This is a genomic window from Fenollaria timonensis (assembly GCF_001457835.1).
Taxonomy (GTDB): Bacteria; Bacillota; Clostridia; order Tissierellales; family Peptoniphilaceae; genus Fenollaria; species Fenollaria timonensis.
The window spans coordinates 828,401-846,904 of the sequence record NZ_LN898230.1 but is presented as its reverse complement, the minus strand read 5'-3'; the positions used below and the strand labels follow the sequence as shown (position 1 = coordinate 846,904).

14 protein-coding genes and 1 pseudogene are annotated in these 18,504 nt (G+C 35.1%); all 15 read left to right on the top strand.

Annotated features, from left to right (window positions below; all coding sequences use genetic code 11):
• The first annotated feature begins 117 nt into the window (after positions 1-117).
• Entirely contained in the window at positions 118-1,038 is a 921-nt protein-coding gene (locus BN3004_RS07085; RefSeq protein ID WP_058260494.1) for a hypothetical protein, read from the top strand.
• Entirely contained in the window at positions 1,028-2,065 is a 1,038-nt protein-coding gene (locus BN3004_RS07080; protein ID WP_058260493.1) for a metallophosphoesterase family protein, read from the top strand. Before BN3004_RS07085 ends, BN3004_RS07080 begins: the two co-directional genes overlap by 11 nt.
• Entirely contained in the window at positions 2,055-3,989 is a 1,935-nt protein-coding gene (locus BN3004_RS07075; protein WP_058260492.1) for an ATP-binding protein, read from the top strand. The genes BN3004_RS07080 and BN3004_RS07075 overlap by 11 nt, the downstream gene beginning before the upstream one ends.
• Positions 3,990-3,999: 10 nt before the next feature.
• Positions 4,000-4,689, top strand: a complete 690-nt coding sequence (locus tag BN3004_RS07070; RefSeq protein ID WP_058260491.1) for a metallophosphoesterase — start codon at positions 4,000-4,002, stop codon at positions 4,687-4,689.
• A 1-nt stretch (position 4,690) separates the two neighbouring features.
• Positions 4,691-5,422: a glucosamine-6-phosphate deaminase gene (gene nagB / locus BN3004_RS07065; protein ID WP_058260490.1), complete on the top strand. Its 732-nt coding sequence runs from the start codon at positions 4,691-4,693 to the stop codon at positions 5,420-5,422.
• Positions 5,422-5,970 carry a class IV adenylate cyclase gene (locus tag BN3004_RS07060; protein WP_058260489.1) on the top strand — a complete coding sequence of 183 codons (549 nt, stop codon included), beginning with the start codon at positions 5,422-5,424 and terminating at the stop codon, positions 5,968-5,970. The genes nagB and BN3004_RS07060 overlap by 1 nt, the downstream gene beginning before the upstream one ends.
• On the top strand, positions 5,957-6,475 hold the full coding sequence (locus BN3004_RS07055; protein WP_058260488.1) for a hypothetical protein: 519 nt from the start codon (positions 5,957-5,959) through the stop codon (positions 6,473-6,475). Before BN3004_RS07060 ends, BN3004_RS07055 begins: the two co-directional genes overlap by 14 nt.
• Before the next feature lie 9 nt (positions 6,476-6,484).
• On the top strand, positions 6,485-7,744 hold the full coding sequence (locus tag BN3004_RS07050; protein ID WP_058260487.1) for an amidohydrolase: 1,260 nt from the start codon (positions 6,485-6,487) through the stop codon (positions 7,742-7,744).
• A gap of 11 nt (positions 7,745-7,755) precedes the next feature.
• Positions 7,756-8,616 (top strand): KPN_02809 family neutral zinc metallopeptidase, encoded by an 861-nt coding sequence (ypfJ, locus tag BN3004_RS07045; RefSeq protein WP_058260486.1) that lies wholly within the window; start codon positions 7,756-7,758, stop codon positions 8,614-8,616.
• A gap of 22 nt (positions 8,617-8,638) precedes the next feature.
• Positions 8,639-9,631, top strand: a complete 993-nt coding sequence (gene trpS, locus BN3004_RS07040) for a tryptophan--tRNA ligase (RefSeq protein ID WP_058260485.1) — start codon at positions 8,639-8,641, stop codon at positions 9,629-9,631.
• A 10-nt stretch (positions 9,632-9,641) separates the two neighbouring features.
• Positions 9,642-10,880: pseudogene (gene purD, locus BN3004_RS08635) on the top strand (phosphoribosylamine--glycine ligase); the annotation flags it as partial.
• Complete coding sequence (locus tag BN3004_RS07035; RefSeq protein WP_349267127.1) at positions 10,869-14,567, top strand: phosphoribosylformylglycinamidine synthase; 3,699 nt, start codon at positions 10,869-10,871, stop codon at positions 14,565-14,567. The pseudogene purD and the gene BN3004_RS07035, both read left to right, overlap by 12 nt.
• Before the next feature lie 82 nt (positions 14,568-14,649).
• A complete protein-coding gene (locus tag BN3004_RS07030; RefSeq protein ID WP_058260483.1) occupies positions 14,650-15,096 on the top strand; it encodes a kinase/pyrophosphorylase in 447 nt (148 codons plus the stop codon).
• Between the two features lie 15 nt (positions 15,097-15,111).
• A complete protein-coding gene (gene ppdK, locus BN3004_RS07025; RefSeq protein ID WP_349267126.1) occupies positions 15,112-17,745 on the top strand; it encodes a pyruvate, phosphate dikinase in 2,634 nt (877 codons plus the stop codon).
• A gap of 200 nt (positions 17,746-17,945) precedes the next feature.
• On the top strand, positions 17,946-18,443 hold the full coding sequence (locus BN3004_RS07020; RefSeq protein WP_058260481.1) for a methylated-DNA--[protein]-cysteine S-methyltransferase: 498 nt from the start codon (positions 17,946-17,948) through the stop codon (positions 18,441-18,443).
• Positions 18,444-18,504: the final 61 nt, after the last annotated feature.

Below are 18,504 nucleotides of genomic sequence, written 5' to 3'. Positions count from 1 at the left end.
TAATCACCTCTGATATATTATATACTAAATAATAGTATAAATAAAGCTTTTTTTACAATTTATGAAGAAATATTTTCGAATATGTTGTATAATATAAATAGAAGAGGAGGCAGAGAGATGATTTTATTATTAAACACTGATTTGATTAGATATAAAGCCTTGGGCTTAGACAAGCTTTACCTTGCATCTAAGAACTCAGCTGAGATACTTAATGATTCGTTCTATGGTTCAAACTTTCTTGCAAGTGAAATCTTTCACAGCTTAAAAGAAGATTACAAAGTTCTTTCATACGCAGGTGGCTATACAGCTATGAAGTATAGAAACTACCTAGAGAGCTACCTAGCTGATTACTACTTAATTACTATTAAGGATGAGCCGAGAGCCGTGATTGATATTAGAGAAAATACAAGAACTACGAGAATCATCGAGAACGCTCCTCGCATCACTAGAGACGATGAACTTAACTTTGTTGATAAATTTGATGACATCGTCTACGACACAAGAGTCACACTACTTATGGAGGAATTTGACAACAATATTAGTCCGGACTTTTATCAAGGACTTATAGATGTTTCCAATAGATACATGAAGAAGCTTTTCGTATCTGCCTCAAAGAGCACGATGAAACTATGTATCGACTCAAACGTCTTCGCCATGTCCATGGATTATAAAGACTTAAGCGACATACTTAATCTTAGACTAAGTACTCTTGATGACATAATTAGCGTCGTTAAGTTTATGGCCATCGACAAGGACAGAATTATTCTTATTAAATTTAATGACAATTTGATTATATTTACAAAGGATTGCTACTACTTATTTGATTACGAGAAGAAGCCTTATATAAAGATCGACAAGAACATGGCGCTTCTTGGCCTTGCTATAGGCTTTGAGAGGAAGTACGATCTAGAGACTTCGCTTAAGATAGCAAGTAGCTTTTCCATCTTTAATAAAAAAGACAGCGAGAATTTTGATTTTTCACTTATAAAAAAGATTATGTCTGAAAGTGATTTAATTAGGTATAGCTATGTTTATTAATAAATTTATTCACGCAGCAGACCTGCACCTAGGCTTTAAATATAAAAGTAAATCGCTTGGCGCAAGGTCTGAGGATAGAAAAAATGAGCTTTTCATAACGTTTGAAAGGCTTATTAATTATGCCAATGAGAATAAAATTGATTTGATTGTACTTAGCGGCGACCTATTTGAAAGAGATGCGCTTACATATACAGAGACTAAGCACATGATGAGCATCATCGATAGCTACTATGGAAACATCGTTCTTTCATGCGGTAATCATGATTATTATACAGATGATTATCTATTTAATAATTTCACAGAAAATCTTCACGTATTTAAGACAAATAGCCTTGAACGCATGGATATAGCTGATAACGTATCAATATACGGCGCTTCGTGGCTCAATAGCATTGAGAATGGCTTTGCTCACCAAAAAGCAAATCTTGATAAAGATAGATTCAATATCGCAAGCCTTCATGGCGACCTAGCTGATGGCAAGTACAAGATTGATATAGAGCCTCTTTTAGCATCCGGCTTTGACTACATCGCCTTAGGTCATATACATAAGCATGGGAAAGTGGCTGAGAATGCCTACTATCCTGGCTCACTTGAGCCGCTTGACTTTGGTGAGCTTGCCGAACATGGTTTTTATGAGGTCGATACACTTAGTGGCAGCGTAAAATTTATGCCATTTGCTCTAAGAGAATTTATTATTAAAGAGCTAGCAATAAACGAAGATGATGAATTCGAAGATATAATTAATAAATTTGAAAAGCTTAATGATAAGGATGAGAATTTCTATAGAATCATCTTAAAAGGAAGCATTAATAAGGATTTAAATATCAATAGAATCATTAGCCTAGTTAAAGATAAATTTTATTACTTAGAAGTAATTAATAATTTAGAAGAAAGTTTAAGTATCTCAACTGATATTTATGAAAAAATACTTGCAAAGGCAGAAGGCTATCCAGATGAAATAAGACAAGATGCGATAAATATCGCGCTTAAGGCAATGCAAAGTAGGGAGCACTACTATGAAGATTAAAAGCCTCGATTTAATTAATTTTGGGAAATTTAATAATTATCACCTTGACTTTGACGACTCATTCAACCTTATCTATGGGCTTAATGAGAGCGGCAAGTCTACTATACATGCCTTTATCTCTTTTATGCTCTTTGGCGTGAACAAGGCGAATACTAAGAGAAAGATCAAGATAAAGGACTATCTCAGCTACAAGCCTATAAACAAAAATGAGTATAGTGGCAGGATGTCTTTCGAAAATAATGGCTTTACTTATGAAATATACAGAGATTTTTTAAATGATACTTACTTTGTCAGCAAAAATGGTCTTGACATCACTGACGAGATTAAGAGAGAAAACTCTATAAGTAATAAATCAATAGGCGAGATTATTTTAGGCCTTTCACGCAATGTCTTTAATGCGAGCACCTACATAAGCCAATCAAAAGACATATACTTTGATGACTTTGACGATATTAAAGAGCTTTTACTAAAGCTTAAGACAAATGATGAGGGCGAATATAATTTAAGTGAAGCGAAGAACAGTATTGATTATGAAATTGCAATGATTGGAACAGAGAATGCTAAGACCAAGGAGCTATACAGTCTTAAGAAAGAGATAGCAAGTCTAGATAGGGATATATCTGGGCTAGAAGCATCGCTTGAAGACACAATGTCCATGCTTAATAAAAAAGACGAGCTAAATAAAAATAAAGAAAATTTGATTTTAAAGAAGAAAGACTTTTTAGCAGAGTACAATAAGGCGAAAGAATATTATAAAAAGGAAAATTTATTAAAGATAGAAGAGCTAAAAGAAAAGAAGAAGGATTTTTTAAATAAGAATAAGAATATTACTAGTGATGACTACGAAGCCTTTAATGATATAAAAAATAGACTTGAAACGAAAAACTCTAGTGAGGCTAGAAGACGTAGCTTAAGAAACATATCGTACATTTTTGCTTTGCTTAGCATTTTTGCCTTGATTTATTATTTTGTCAAGACAAGTAAAATTGCTTTATATAGCGCTTGTGCTGCGGCTATAGTTTTCGCTATAACATTCATTTTTACTAAGCCTAAGACGAGTGATGAAGCTAGTAAAAAGCTTATAGCTGATAAAAATGCCATCCTAGATAAATATAATATAGCAAGTGACGAAGACTTCATTAGTGAATACAATAATGAGAGGTCGAGCGAGATGAGCCAAAACTATTTGCATAGCTTTGACGAGTTTTTAAAGACATACAGCGAAAAGAACTTTGATGAGCTTAGTGAAGAGAAGGTCCTTGATTATTTAGCAAAAACAGATGAGGCGGCCTATGATAAGTACAAGGGCTACTCCATAAGCATGGCTGATGATGAAATCACTAAAATCGATTTAGAGCTAAATTCACTTGAGACAAAACTTAATTATAACGACAGACTTATGGAGAGGGCATACGAACTTGGCTTAAGACGCGACGCACTCGATGCAAGATTTGCGGAGCTGGAAAGAAGGAGAAAGGCTTTAAGCGCTGCTAGCGAAATCATTTCTAGCCTTATTACTGAGATCAATACTAGCTATATGCCGAAGATTATTGCCGCGGCAAATAAATACTTAGAAATGTTTTCTGATAATAAATATAATTTCTTCTTGCTTGATGAAAGCTTTACCATAATGCTAAGAGACAAACGAACTAGCCTTGTATATGAGGAGGAAAAGCTTAGTAGGCAGGTCTTATCAATGTCCTACCTTAGTTTAAGGCTTGCACTAGTAGAAGTCTTGGATATCGATTTAGCACTTGTCTTTGACGAGAACCTTGCCTTTTTTGACGAAGAGCGTATGGCAGCTGCACTAAAAGTATTTACTTTCTTAGCAAAAGAAAAGCAAGTATTATTATTTACGAGCAGTAAAGTCGAAAAAAGTGTTCTCTCAGAGCTTAATCTGTGTTATAATTATATACAGTTATAGAGGTGAAAAAATGATTTATGCTATAGGCGATTTACATTTAGATTCGACAGACTTAAAACCTATGGGCGTCTTTGGAGGTAACTGGCAAGATCACGACAAGAAGATTAAGACGAGCTGGCTAGAGAAGGTTAAGGACGACGATTTGGTCTTGTTGCCTGGTGATATATCCTGGGCGATGAGGTTTAGTGAAGCTATAGACGATTTAAAATTTATAGACGAATTGCCAGGCAAGAAACTTATTAGCAAGGGCAATCATGATTATTGGTGGACAAGCATATCCAAGATGAATGGCTTTGGCTTTAAATCCATTTACTTCATGCAAAATGACTCATACACGTATAAGGACTACGCTATCTGCGCAACAAGAGGCTGGATGCAAGAGGACAATGACAAGTATGACGAAGAAAATGACAAGAAGATAACGGCTCGAGAGCTAATTAGACTATCATTATCACTTGAAAAGGCTGATAAGGATAAGAAGATTATAGTTATGCTTCACTACCCGCCATTTAACATGGACTTAAAAGCTAATCAATTCCATGAGCTTATGAAAGAGCATGGTGTATACAAATGTGTTTATGGTCACTTGCACGCAGCTGGCCATAGATTTAGAAGAGAAGGCTTGATTGATGGCATAGATTATTCATTAGTCTCAAGCGATTACTTAAATTTTAAACTTAAATTAATAGAGAGGTGTTAGTATGAAGGTTATAGTTTGCAAAGATTATGACGAGATGAGCAAGGAAGCAGCTCAAATATTTATTAAACAAATTCAAGAAAAGCATGACAGTGTATTAGGTTTGGCAACAGGATCAAGCCCTATTGGCATGTATAAAGAGCTTATCAAGGCTAATAATGATGGCGCTATTGATTTTAAGGATGTAATTACATTTAACCTTGATGAATACGTTGGTTTAAGTAAGGACCATCCAGCAAGTTATTATTACTTTATGAATGAGAATTTATTTAATCATATTAACATAGATAAGAGAAATACACATATACCACACGCTGAGGGAGCTGACTTAGAAAAAGCGGCTAAGGAGTACGAAGAAAGTCTTTCTCATTATGAGATTGATTTACAAGTGCTAGGCGTTGGCAAAAACGGCCACATAGGTTTTAACGAGCCAGGCGACGATTTAAGCTCGCTAACATATGTGCAAGAGCTATCTGAGTCAACAAGGGTCGCTAACTCAAGATTCTTTGATGATATAGATGACGTGCCAAAATTTGCTATCACTATGGGGGTTGGCTCTATATTTAAAGCGAAAAAAATTGTTTTAATTGCAAGCGGCACTCAAAAGAGCTTTGCAATAGATTATTTATTAAATTCTAAAAAGATATCATCTAAGGTACCAGTATCACTATTAAATTTACATCCAGATGTTACTGTAATCATAGATGAAAAATTAGCAAGTCTTGTTATAAAATAATGATAGAGAGAGAAAAAGAAGTAAAAGTTTTTAATCTTGACTTAGACGCGCTTAAAGAGGAGCTTCTATCAAAGGGAGCAGAGCACTTAGGTGAAGAGAAGCAAGTGAATTATATATTGAAATGCGATATAGACGCTAAGACAAATTTATTAAAATCTCTATTAAGACTTAGAGAAGTGGATAAAGATGATAGGAAAACTTTTTACTTGACATATAAGATAAGAGGAAAGGACAGCGGCGGGCTACGTAACTCAAAAGAGATTACGAGTGAAGTTAAAGATAAGGATGCAATACTAGAAATTTTCGAAATGCTTGGAATTATTCCTGAAAAAGTGGATTATAAGGAGAGAGATTCATATCTATATAAGGACGCTCGCTTTGATTTTGATGAATATGACAAAGAAACTTTTGATGTGCCTTATCTTGAAATTGAAGTAAAGAATGATGAAAAACTTGAAGAGCTGATAAAAGAATTTAATATCGAAAGAAAAAATATTACAACGAAAAATATAAATGAACTAAGGAAAGATCATAATGAAATTTATTAAAGATAATGCTATAGATATAATTTTAGCTTTTATACTGATAGCTTTGAGCCTAGCGATGAACTTTGCTTTAATAAAGCTAGACAAAGGCTTTAATGAGTACTTAGCAATACTGCTATTTACTTACATAGCTGTATTTACACTAGATATAAAATTTTCTATACCAAGCGTAATTTTGATATTTATACTAAACTTATTATATAGAAAGAGCTTAAACGCAGATATAAGAACGCTTATGCTAGCAATTGAAGTAGTATTTGGCTTTGCTATAGGCTACATAAGCCACAAGAAGTTTAATATATCATATATATTCTCGCTTTTTGTCTCAATACTTATATCGAAGATGTTTAGCTATATAATTGCACTTTTAATTGCAAATGCAGCAAATATATACAATATAGGTAGAATCATAAAAGTTAATCTAGTAGCATCACTACTAAGCATCACAGCATGCCTAGTCATAGTGCCACTAGTTGTTTATACAAAAGAGAATTTCACGTATCTATAGGAGGTTAAGATGATATTAATTAAAAATGTTAAGTATATTGACGTAGATAAATCAATCATTAATGGCCCATGTGATGTGTTAATTGATGGCAATAGAGTAAAAAGAATTGCTGATAAGATTGACGAAGCTGGTGCCTATACTATTGACGGTAGTGATAAATTACTTATGCCAGGCCTATTTAACACGCATAACCACGTAGCCATGAGCGTATTTAGGAACTACGCTGATGATATGGAGCTAATGGATTGGCTACAAAACAAAATTTGGCCCCTTGAGTCAAAACTTACAGCTGAAGATATTTATTGGGCAAGTCTATTGACATTTATAGAGCTAGTTAAGACTGGTACAACAGCCTTTAATGATATGTATATGTTCTGTGAAAGGGTTTTTGACGCAGCTAGTGAAGTGGGTATGAGAGGCCTTATTGCTAGAGGCATGACAAATGATGCTTTTAATAAAGAGAGAGAAGCAAATATACGTGATATGTATGAAAAATACCATCAAAAGGATGGTTTGCTAAGGCTAGCTATTGCGCCTCACGCTATATACACAACTGGACTTGATTACTTAAAGAGCTGCATAGACCTAGCGAAAGAACTAGACTTAATCATTCATACACATGCGAATGAAACTTTAACTGAAGTAAATAACTCATATAAAGAGTATAAGAAGAGCCCAATAAAAATATTTAAGGAGCTCGGCATGTTTGATCAAAAGACAATACTTGCTCACTGCGTTCATCTATCTGAAGAAGATATGGACATCATAGCAAAAAGCAATGCACTAGTAAGTTTAAATGTATCATCAAATATGAAGCTAGCAAGCGGCATAGCAGATATAAAGAATATGTTTGTGCGCGGTGATAAGCTATCTATAGGTACTGACGGAGCTAGTTCAAATAATATGCAAAACATGTTTACTGAGATGAGAGCAGTATCACTTGCTGCTAAGGCTCGTTCACTTGATCCAAAGGTGATGAGTGCGGGAGAAGTACTTAAGCTCGCGACTATTAATCCATATAAATATATATTTGATGAAGATGTAAATATAAGCGAAGGATCACTAGCAGATTTAATTCTAATTGATTTAGATAATACAAATTTAAAACCACAAAATAATTTGATTAGCGCTATGGTTTACTCAATGAACGGAAGTGAAGTTGATACAACTATAATCAACGGTAAGATAATTATGGAAAATAAAAATATTAAAGGCGTTGATGAAGACTTAGTAGTAAGTAAAGTCGAAGAAATTATTAAAAATATTTAGGGGATGATGAAATGAAGTGGAGAGGTAGAGAAGGATCGTCAAACGTAAATGATAGAAGAGGTCAATCAGGCGGAGGCGGCATGCCAAACTTTGGCGGCTTCAAGATGGGAACTGGAGGCATGATACTGCTTTTAGTACTATACTTAGTTTTTGGTAGAGGCCTAGTAGGCGGACCAAGCGGTCCTGGCGCAGGCATACAAAACGGCCAAGGCACACCAATTACAAGTGAAAGAGAAGAGGAGTACAAACAATTTATCTCGGTCGTCTTAAAGGACACTGAAGATGTTTGGCATGAAATATTTGAAGAGAATGGCTTAAAATACGAAGAACCACAATTAAATCTATTTACAGGCAGCATAAATTCTGGCTGCGGCTTTGCATCAGAACAAATGGGTCCTTTCTATTGTTCAGTGGATAAGGACATCTATATAGATTTGTCTTTCTTTGATCAGCTTAAGAATGAGTTTGGAGCAAAGGGTGATTTTGCCATGGCCTATGTATTAGCTCATGAAGTTGGTCATCACGTACAAAAACAATTAGGTATCTTAGATAAAGTTCATTCATTACAAGGAAAGGTATCTGAAAAAGAATATAATAAATACTCTGTTATGCTTGAATTACAAGCAGACTACTTCGCAGGAGTATTCGCAAAGCACATACAAGATAGAGACATCTTAGAAGAAGGAGACTTTGAAGAAGCAATGAATGCCGCATCAAAGATCGGAGACGATACACTTCAAGAAAAGTATCAAGGAAGAGTAGTTCCAGATAGCTTTACACACGGCACGAGTGAACAAAGGATGGAGTGGTTCAAGAAAGGCTTTGAAAAAGGCACAATTCAAGACGGAGACACATTTAGTGGCGATATTTAGTAAGTAATAAAGGAGATATACAATGGATAAAAAAACAGCTTTTAGCGCTATACAGCCCTCAGGTGATTTAACCATAGGTAATTACCTAGGAGCTTTAAAGAATTTAGCTAAACTACAAGATGATTACAATTGTTTATATGCAGTTGCTGACCTTCATAGCATCACAGTACCAAAGGTACCAAAGGAATTAAGGAAGAAGACCTATGAGATATTTGCGATGATGTTAGTGAGTGGTGTTGATCCAGAAAAAAGCGTTTTATTCGTTCAATCACATGTACCTGAACACGCTATGCTTGGCTGGATACTTGATACAATTGCCTATATTGGTCAGCTTAATAGAATGACTCAGTATAAAGACAAGTCCAAAAAGTCTCCAGAAAACTGTAACGCAGGTCTATTAACATATCCAGTACTAATGGCTGGTGACATACTTTTATATCAAACAGATTTAGTACCAGTAGGCGAAGATCAAACTCAGCACATGGAGTTAGCAAGAGACTTAGCAATAAGATTTAACAGCAAGTACTCAGATACATTTAAAGTGCCTGAAGCGTACATTGCCAAGACAGGCAAGAGAATCATGTCACTACAAGATCCAAGTAAAAAGATGAGTAAGTCAGACGAAGATCAAAACAGCTTCATCTATATCATGGACAGCAAAGACAGAATTTACTCAAAGATTAGAAGGGCTGTTACAGATAGCGAGCCAAACTTTGCTTATGACCCAAATAGAGCTGGTTTATATAATCTTATAAATATATACTGTTCATTTACAGGCATCAGTCCTGAAGATATAGTAAAGAAGTATGATTCACTTGGATATAAAGAGTTCAAAGAAGATTTAGCAGATATCATATATGAAGATTTAAAAGACTTTCAATATAATTTTAATGAAGTTATTCAAGATAAAGAGGGACTAGAAAAGCTTATGGCAGAAGGTAGAGATAAAGCGAGATACCTTGCTAATAAGACTCTAAGAAAAGTAATGAAAAAAGTTGGCTTTGTACAAATATAAGGAGTTAGCTATGAAGATATTAATTATAGGTAGTGGCGGTCGTGAGTACGCTATCGCTTCAAAAATTAAAGAACAAGACAGCTCAGTAGAGATTGTCTTTGCACCTGGTAATGGCAAGACTGAGAGCGAATTCAAAAATATTGACATAAAAGTTATGGATTTTGATAAGTTAATTGCTTATGCTGAGGATAATGCTATTGACTACACTATAGTTGGACCAGAAGACCCGCTATGCTATGGCATTGTCGATAAGTTCGAGGCAGAGGGACTTAAGATCTTCGGACCAAAGAAAGAAGCAGCAATATTTGAGAAGAGCAAAGCATTTTCAAAGAAGTTCATGGAGAAGTATCATATAGATACAGCTAAGTACCTTGAGACTGATAGCATTGACGAAGCAAAGAGATACGCTTGTGACTTACTTAATGCATCAAAGGTAAATAAAGTAGTACTTAAGTATGATGGACTTGCTCAAGGCAAGGGCGTCATCATAGCTTCAAGTGAGAAAGGAATAGATGAAGCGCTTAATGAACTACTCTTAGATAAAAAATTTGGTGATGATAAGATCATAGTCGAAGAATATATCGATGGCTTTGAGACATCTGTTCACGTGCTTATATCAAATGGAGAGTATATAATGCTACCAAGTGCTAAGGACCATAAAAAGGTTTTTGAAGGCGAAACTGGTGAAAATACAGGCGGCATGGGCTCATACTCACCAAACCTTATGGCACTACCATATTTAAAGGACATAGAGGAAGAGCTTGTAAAGCCATTCATAAAAGGTCTTGAAGCTGAAGGCATTGACTATAGAGGGATTTTATTCGCAGGACTTATGATAAACTCAGACGGAATAAAAGTTTTAGAGTTTAACACTAGGTTCGGCGATCCTGAAACTGAAGTTATCTTAGAAAGAATTGACTCATCTTTATTGGATGCGCTTATCAAGACAAGCGAAGCAAAGCTTGATGATTATAAATTAGAAGTAAATGATAAAAAGATAGTTAACGTTGTATTAGCATCTGGTGGCTATCCAGCAAAGTATGACAAAGGCTATGAAATAAAAGGCTTGGATAAATTATCAGAAGGCGTTAAAATTAATTACGCAGGCGTTAAGGCTGATGGCGCAAAGCTACTTACTAATGGCGGCAGGGTATTAAATATACTTTCTAAAGCCGATACATTTGAAGAAGCATATAAGAAAGTTTATGATGAGATCCAAAAGATTTCATTTGATAAAATGCATTATAGGAGGGATATTGGTCCAGTGGTTAAGAGAGTTTATGTTTGTAAAAAAGATGAATTTGATGCGGAGTCAAACGGTTTAACACAAGAGATTAAAGAATTTCTTAAGATAAATATCGACTCAATCAAAGTTTATAACAGATACGATATTGAATTACTTTCTGATGAAGAAATTAATAAGATATCGAATACCATTTTATGCGAAAAACCGGTAGATAATATTTATTTAGCGGACAATGCTTTAGAAATGGAAAAGAATTTGAAGAATGCCTTTGTTGTTAGATACAAAAAGGGCCAATTTGATCAAAGGGAACAAGGCTTGAAGGATACAATTAAGGTTACTCTTGGCAAGGATGAAGTTTTAGCAAGATGTGAAAAAGTATATGAGATTAAAGGCGATGTAAGCGAAGAAGATATTAAAAAGATTAAAAAACATCTTATAAATACAGTTGACCAAGCAGAAGGCGTATTGATTGGTATACCAACAACACTTAAGGAAAGTGTTGACACTAAGATCGAGTCTATAGTTTATGACGGCTTTATTAAACTTGATGACGAAGGACTAAAGGACTTTCACGATAAGGAAGCACTTGCTATGTCTAAAGAAGACTTAAAAGTTTTCCAAGACTACTTTATAAAAGAAGATAGAGATCCAAGTCAAACAGAGCTTAAGTTAATCGACACATATTGGTCAGACCACTGCAGACACACTACATTTAATACACAATTAACAAATATTAATTTCGAAGGCGAAAGTGAATTCATCGAAGTAATTAGAAATACACTTAATGAATACTTAAAGGCGAGAAAACAATTCTCGAAGAAAGATCTTACACTTATGGACCTAGCTACAATAGTTACTAAGAAGCTAAGAAGCTTAGGTAAACTTAGCGATTTAGAAGTAAGTGAAGAGATAAACGCTTGCTCGGTTAAGATTAAGGTTAGCGTAGACGGAAGACTTAGAGACTACCTACTAATGTTTAAGAATGAAACACACAATCACCCAACTGAGATAGAACCATTCGGTGGCGCTCAAACATGTCTTGGCGGAGCTATAAGAGACCCGCTATCAGGAAGAAGCTATGTTTACCAAGCTATGAGAATAACAGGAGCATCAGACCCTAGAGAAGCTATTGACGATACACTTGAAGGAAAGCTTCCTCAAAGAAAGATAGTTTTAGACGCAGCTAGAGGATACTCTTCATACGGTAATCAAATAGGCTTAGCAACAGGCTATGTTGACGAAGTTTACCATCCAGGATACAAAGCAAAGAGGATGGAAGTAGGTGCAGTTATTGCTGCAGCACCTATGGAAAATGTATATAGAGGCGTACCTGCTAATGGCGATATAATCATTTTACTTGGTGGAAAGACTGGTAGAGACGGCATTGGAGGAGCAACAGGAAGCTCTAAGATACAAACAGACAAATCAGTTGAAGACTCAGCTGCTGAAGTACAAAAGGGCAATGCACCAACAGAGAGAAAGATACAAAGGCTATTTAGAATACCTGAATTAGCTAAAATGATAAAGAGATGTAATGACTTTGGCGCAGGCGGAGTCAGCGTTGCTATAGGTGAATTAGCAGATTCATTATTAATACACTTAGACAAGGTGCCACTAAAGTATCAAGGACTAAGCCCTATGGAGATAGCTATATCAGAATCACAAGAGAGAATGGCTGTAGTCATTGCTAAAGAAAATTATGAAAAGTTTAAAGAATATGCAAATTCTGAAAATCTTGAAGCAACAATAGTTGCCGAAGTTACTGATTCTGAAAGACTTATCATGATGTATAATGACATAGAAGTATGTAATTTAAAGAGAGAGTTCTTAAACTCAACTGGCGCGCCAAGAAAACAAGATGTTATCTTTAAGCCAGAAGAAGTAGAACTATTTAACGAAGATTTGGCAGATGATTTTACAGTAGAACTAAAGAAGAGACTAGAAGACATCAATGTCGCTTCTAAAAAATCACTTATAGAAAGATTCGACTCATCAGTTGGTAGAGGCAGCATCGTTCAACCATTAGGCGGCAAGAACCAATTATCACCAGAACAAGCTATGATAGCAAGAATACCAACAACTCAAGGAGAATCATCAACAGCGAGCATTATGACATATGGCTTTGATCCATATCTATCAGAAAAGAGCCCATTCTTCGGAGCTTACTATGCAGTAGTTGAATCACTTTCGAAAATTGCTTCACATGGAGCAAGCCCATTCAAAGCAAGATTAACATTCCAAGAGTACTTTGAAAAATTAAACGACGACCCATATAAGTGGTCAAAACCATTCGAGGCATTGCTTGGCGCATTTAAGATCTGTAACGATTTACAAATCCCATCAATTGGTGGAAAGGACTCAATGAGCGGAACATTTAATGATTTAAACGTACCACCAACATTGATTTCGTTTGCAGTAACATCTATGAACATAGAAGACGTCGTAACACCTGAACTTAAGGGCAATATGAAGCTTGGTTTAATAAGAACAACTATTAACGATGACAACACACTTGATTTAAATGAATTTAAGAAGAACAGTGTTGAGCTTGTTAGCTTAATCTCAAGAAAGAAAGTTAGAAGTGCAATTGCAATCAATAGAGATACAACTCTTCCTCTTCTTATGAAGATGGCCTTTGGTAACGATATCGGCTTTAACATCAACATGGACGCTGACATCATGTTCAAAGAGTTATATGGTTCATATATCGTTGAATACACTGAAGACCTTCCAGGCATTGAATACCTTGGTACAACTAATACAGACGCAAGCATCATTATCAATGGTAGACGTTTAGACCTTGAAGAATATAAAGAAGCTTATGAAAAACCATTACTAGAAATATTTGGCGAAGAAAAAAGAGTAGCTAAGAGTAAAAATAAATTTACTGAAAAAGAATTCAGAGCTAAATCAAAGAAGCCAGTTGATGAAGTTAAGGTTATAATACCAGTATTCCCAGGAACAAACTCTGAATTTGATTCAAAATATGCTTTTGAAAAAGAAGGGGCTAAGGTTGATGTATTTGTATTCAATAACTTAGATAACGAACACATTGACAAGTCAATCGATGATTTAGCAAATAAGATTAAAGAAAGTCAAATTTTATTTATTCCAGGCGGCTTCTCATTATCTGACGAACCAGACGGATCAGGTAAATTCATTGCTAATGTATTAAGAAATCCAAAGGTAAAAGAAGCTGTAGAGTATCTTCTTGAAGAAAATGATGGCTTGATACTAGGTATTTGTAACGGCTTCCAAGCATTAATCAAGACTGGACTACTACCATATGGCAAGATTAAAGACATTGATGAAGACGATCCAACATTAACATATAACAACATATCTAGACACATTGCAAGAATCGTTAAGACTAAGGCTCTAACAACATCATCACCATGGCTTAAATACATCGATAAGGACAAGACTTATAGAGTACCTATCTCACATGGCGAAGGAAGATTATTAATCAACAAGGATCTTTACGAAAAACTTAGCGATAACGCTCAATTAGCTTTTGAATATATAGACAACCCGAATGGATCAAACTTTGACATCGAGTCAATGCTATCACCAGATGGAAAGATACTTGGCAAGATGGCTCACTCAGAAAGAGTTGAAACAGATACATTTAAGAACGTTGCTGATATTGAAATACAAAACTTATTCAAGGCGGGCGTAGAATTTTTTTAAGAAAGATTAATAAAAGTATTAATATATTGTAAATTATTGAATAATACTTTTCGTTGTGGTATAATTTAGGTGGTGATTTTCTATGGATGTAAATAAATCTTTTGCTTATGCAATTGACAATGATGACGGCAAAACATTTGACAATATATCAAGTGCAGATGTTATTATCTTAGGACCATCGAGGTCAGGTAAGACACCTCTTTGTTATTATCTTGCGTCTTTAGGATTAAACGCGATAAATATACCACTTGTACCAGAGGTCGACCAATTTGATGTGATTAAGGACTTAGACAAGTCAAAAATGATTGGCCTAATACAAGATGAGGAGTATTTATCCAAGATAAGGAAGGAAAGAGACAAAGACCTAGGCATAACAGGTGTATCTAATTACTCATCGCTTGAGAGAGTATTTTATGAAAATGAATACGCTCGTGAGATCTATAGTAAATTAGGCATATTTGTTATATCTATGTATGGAAAATCTATAGAAGAAGTATCTAGCACTATAGTTAGATATCTTCAAAATTAAATAAGCAATAGGAGGATACAGATGGAAAAGTATGTTTATAGCTTTAAAGAAGGCAATAAAGATATGAGAGATTTGTTAGGAGGCAAGGGAGCTAACTTAGCTGAAATGACTAATTTAGGCCTACCAGTACCTAACGGATTTACAATTACAACTGAAGCGTGCAACAGGTTTTACGAAGAAAATGAAGAACTATGGCAAGATTTAAAGGAAGAAATTAGAAATGGTATTGCAAATGTTGAAAAGATCACTAATAAGGGCTTTTCAGACAAAGAAAATCCGCTACTATTCTCAGTAAGAAGTGGAGCGAAGATATCAATGCCAGGCATGATGGATACTATATTAAATCTTGGTTTAAACGATGTGACAGTTGAAGGACTTGCAAAGAAGACTAATAACGAAAGATTTGCCTATGACAGTTACAGAAGATTTATTCAAATGTTTTCAGATGTTGCCATGGGTATCCCAAAAGCTGAATTTGAAAAAATATTAAATAAACAAAAAGAAAAAAGAAATATCGAAGCAGATATCGATTTAGATACTGACGACTTAAAAGAAATTGTAAAAGAATATAAGACAATTTACAAAAAATACATTGGAGAAGACTTCCCACAAGATCCAAACGTTCAATTATTTAACGCAGTTAAAGCTGTATTCATGTCTTGGAACACACCAAGAGCTAAGACATACAGAAAGCTTAATGAAATTTCTGATACACTTGGCACAGCTGTTAACGTTCAAGAGATGGTATTTGGTAACATGGGCATGAACTCTGGTACTGGTGTTGCTTTCACAAGAAACCCAGCTACAGGTGAAAACGTTTTATTCGGTGAATTTTTAATCGATGCTCAAGGCGAAGACGTTGTTGCAGGCGTTAGAACACCAGAACCTATTGCTAGACTTGAAAATGAATTGCCAAGAGTTTATAAAGAGTTCAAAGAAACTGTTGAAAAGCTAGAAAAACACTATAAAGATATGCAAGACATTGAATTTACAGTTGAAAATGGCAAACTTTTTATGCTTCAATGTAGAAATGGTAAGAGAACTACAAAGGCAGCTATAAATATAGCTGTTGATCAAGTGAATGAAGGTTTAATAAGCAAAGAAGAAGCAATCTTAAGAATTGAACCAAAATCAATTGATCAAATTCTTCACCCAACATTCGAAGAAAAAGACGTTTTAAGTAAAACAGAAATTACAAAAGGCCTTCCAGCTTCACCAGGTGCTGCATCAGGCGTTGTAGTGTTCTCACCGGATAAGGTTGTTGAATATCATAATAATAACGTTAAGACTATCTTAGTAAGAGAAGAAACATCTCCAGAAGATATTGATGGTATGGCTTATGCAGAAGGCATACTAACAGCTAGAGGCGGTATGACATCACACGCTGCTGTAGTTGCTAGAGGTATGGGTAAGTGCTGTGTTGCAGGCTGCTCTGAACTAAGAGTTGATGAAGATGATAAAGTTATAAGATACAATGGCGGCGAAATCAAAGAAGGAGACACTATCTCTATAGACGGTTCAACAGGTTATGTATACCTAGGAGAAATCAAAAAGGTTACTCCTGAACTAAGCGGTAATTTTGCTAAGTTTATGGAATGGGCTGATGAATTTAGAACTCTAGAAGTAAAAGCAAATGCAGATAACCCAAGAGATGCAAAGCAAGCGCTTGATTTTGGTGCGCAAGGCATAGGTCTTTGCAGAACAGAACACATGTTCTTCGATGACAAGAGAATCTTCCAAGTTAGAAAGATGATACTTTCTAAAACACTTGAAGAAAGAGAAAAAGCACTTGAAAAACTTCTTCCTTATCAAAGAGGCGACTTTGAAGGCATATTCAAGGTCATGGAAGATAAAGGCGTAGTAATAAGATTACTTGACCCACCTCTACATGAGTTCCTTCCAAAGACTGATGAAGATATCGAAAGCCTAGCTAAAGATATGGGTATTACAACTCAAGTCATTGAAGACAGAATCGAAGATATGAAAGAGTTTAACCCAATGCTTGGTCACAGAGGATGTAGACTATGTGTAACATGGCCAGAAATTTATAGAATGCAAGTTAGAGCTATTATAGAAGCAGCTATAAACGTAAGCGAAGAAATCAAAAAAGATATCAAACCTATGATTATGATTCCATTAATAGGCGAGTTAAAAGAACTTGTATTTGTTAAAGAAGAATTAGTAGAAGAAATAAATAAAGTATTCGAAGAAAAGAACAAGAAGCTTGATTACGAAATCGGTACTATGGTTGAAGTGCCAAGAGCAGCACTACTTGCTGATGAAATCGCAAAAGAAGCAGAATTCTTCAGCTTTGGTACAAACGATATGACTCAAATGACTTGGGGCTACTCAAGAGACGACTATGGTAAGTTTGTTAACGCATACCTTGATCATGGTATCTACGAAAGAAGTCCATTCGACTCATTAGATACAGAAGGCGTTGGCAAACTACTTGACATGGGTACTAAGCTTGGTAGACAAACAAGACCTGATATACACGTAGGAATATGCGGTGAACACGGTGGAGATCCTAGATCAATCGAGTTCTGCGACGCAATCGGACTTGACTACGTAAGCTGCTCACCATATAGAGTACCAATCGCAAGACTAGCAGCAGCTCAAGCAAGCATCAAGAGAAAAAATAAATAATTAAGAATAATAATTTACGATAAGGCGGGTTAATACTCGCCTTATTTTATGTCTATAAGTATATTTCGACTCAAGTAGCTAGGTCTTATTAAGATACTATTTACTTTTGTAAATAAAATTAATAAATTTATCTAGTTTTAATTATTAGATATTGACAGGGCATATATAATGTAATATAATTGTACTCGGGAGATGATTAGATGATCACGAACTATTTTGATAAAAATAAAACATATTACATACATCATTTTGAAACACCTCTTGGCGAGATGACTGCAGCTGCCGAAGAGGATGCGCTCGTATATTTACGTTTTGGCCATCAAGGCATATATGGTAGCAAAAAAGAGAAGAACGAAATTATAGATAGAACAGTTAAACAGCTTGATGAGTACTTTAAAGGCGAGAGAAAAGACTTCGACATACCTATAAGAGTGAAGGCAAAAGAGTTCCAAGAGAGAGCTTTGAAAGAGATCAAAAACATAGGCTATGGAGAAAGATGTACATATGGAGACATTGCACTTAAGCTTGGCAAGAAAACATATTCGCGTGGCGTTGGCGCAACATGCAGAGGCAACACTATAGTTATAATTATACCTTGCCACAGAGTCGTTATGATGAATGAAGCTGGTTATTATAATTATTCGGATGGTAATGATATAAAGAAGGCACTTCTTGAACTAGAAGAAAAGTACAAATAATAATATTTGAAATATACAATAACAGGCGTTTTGCTTGTTATTTTTTTGCTTAAATGGGTAA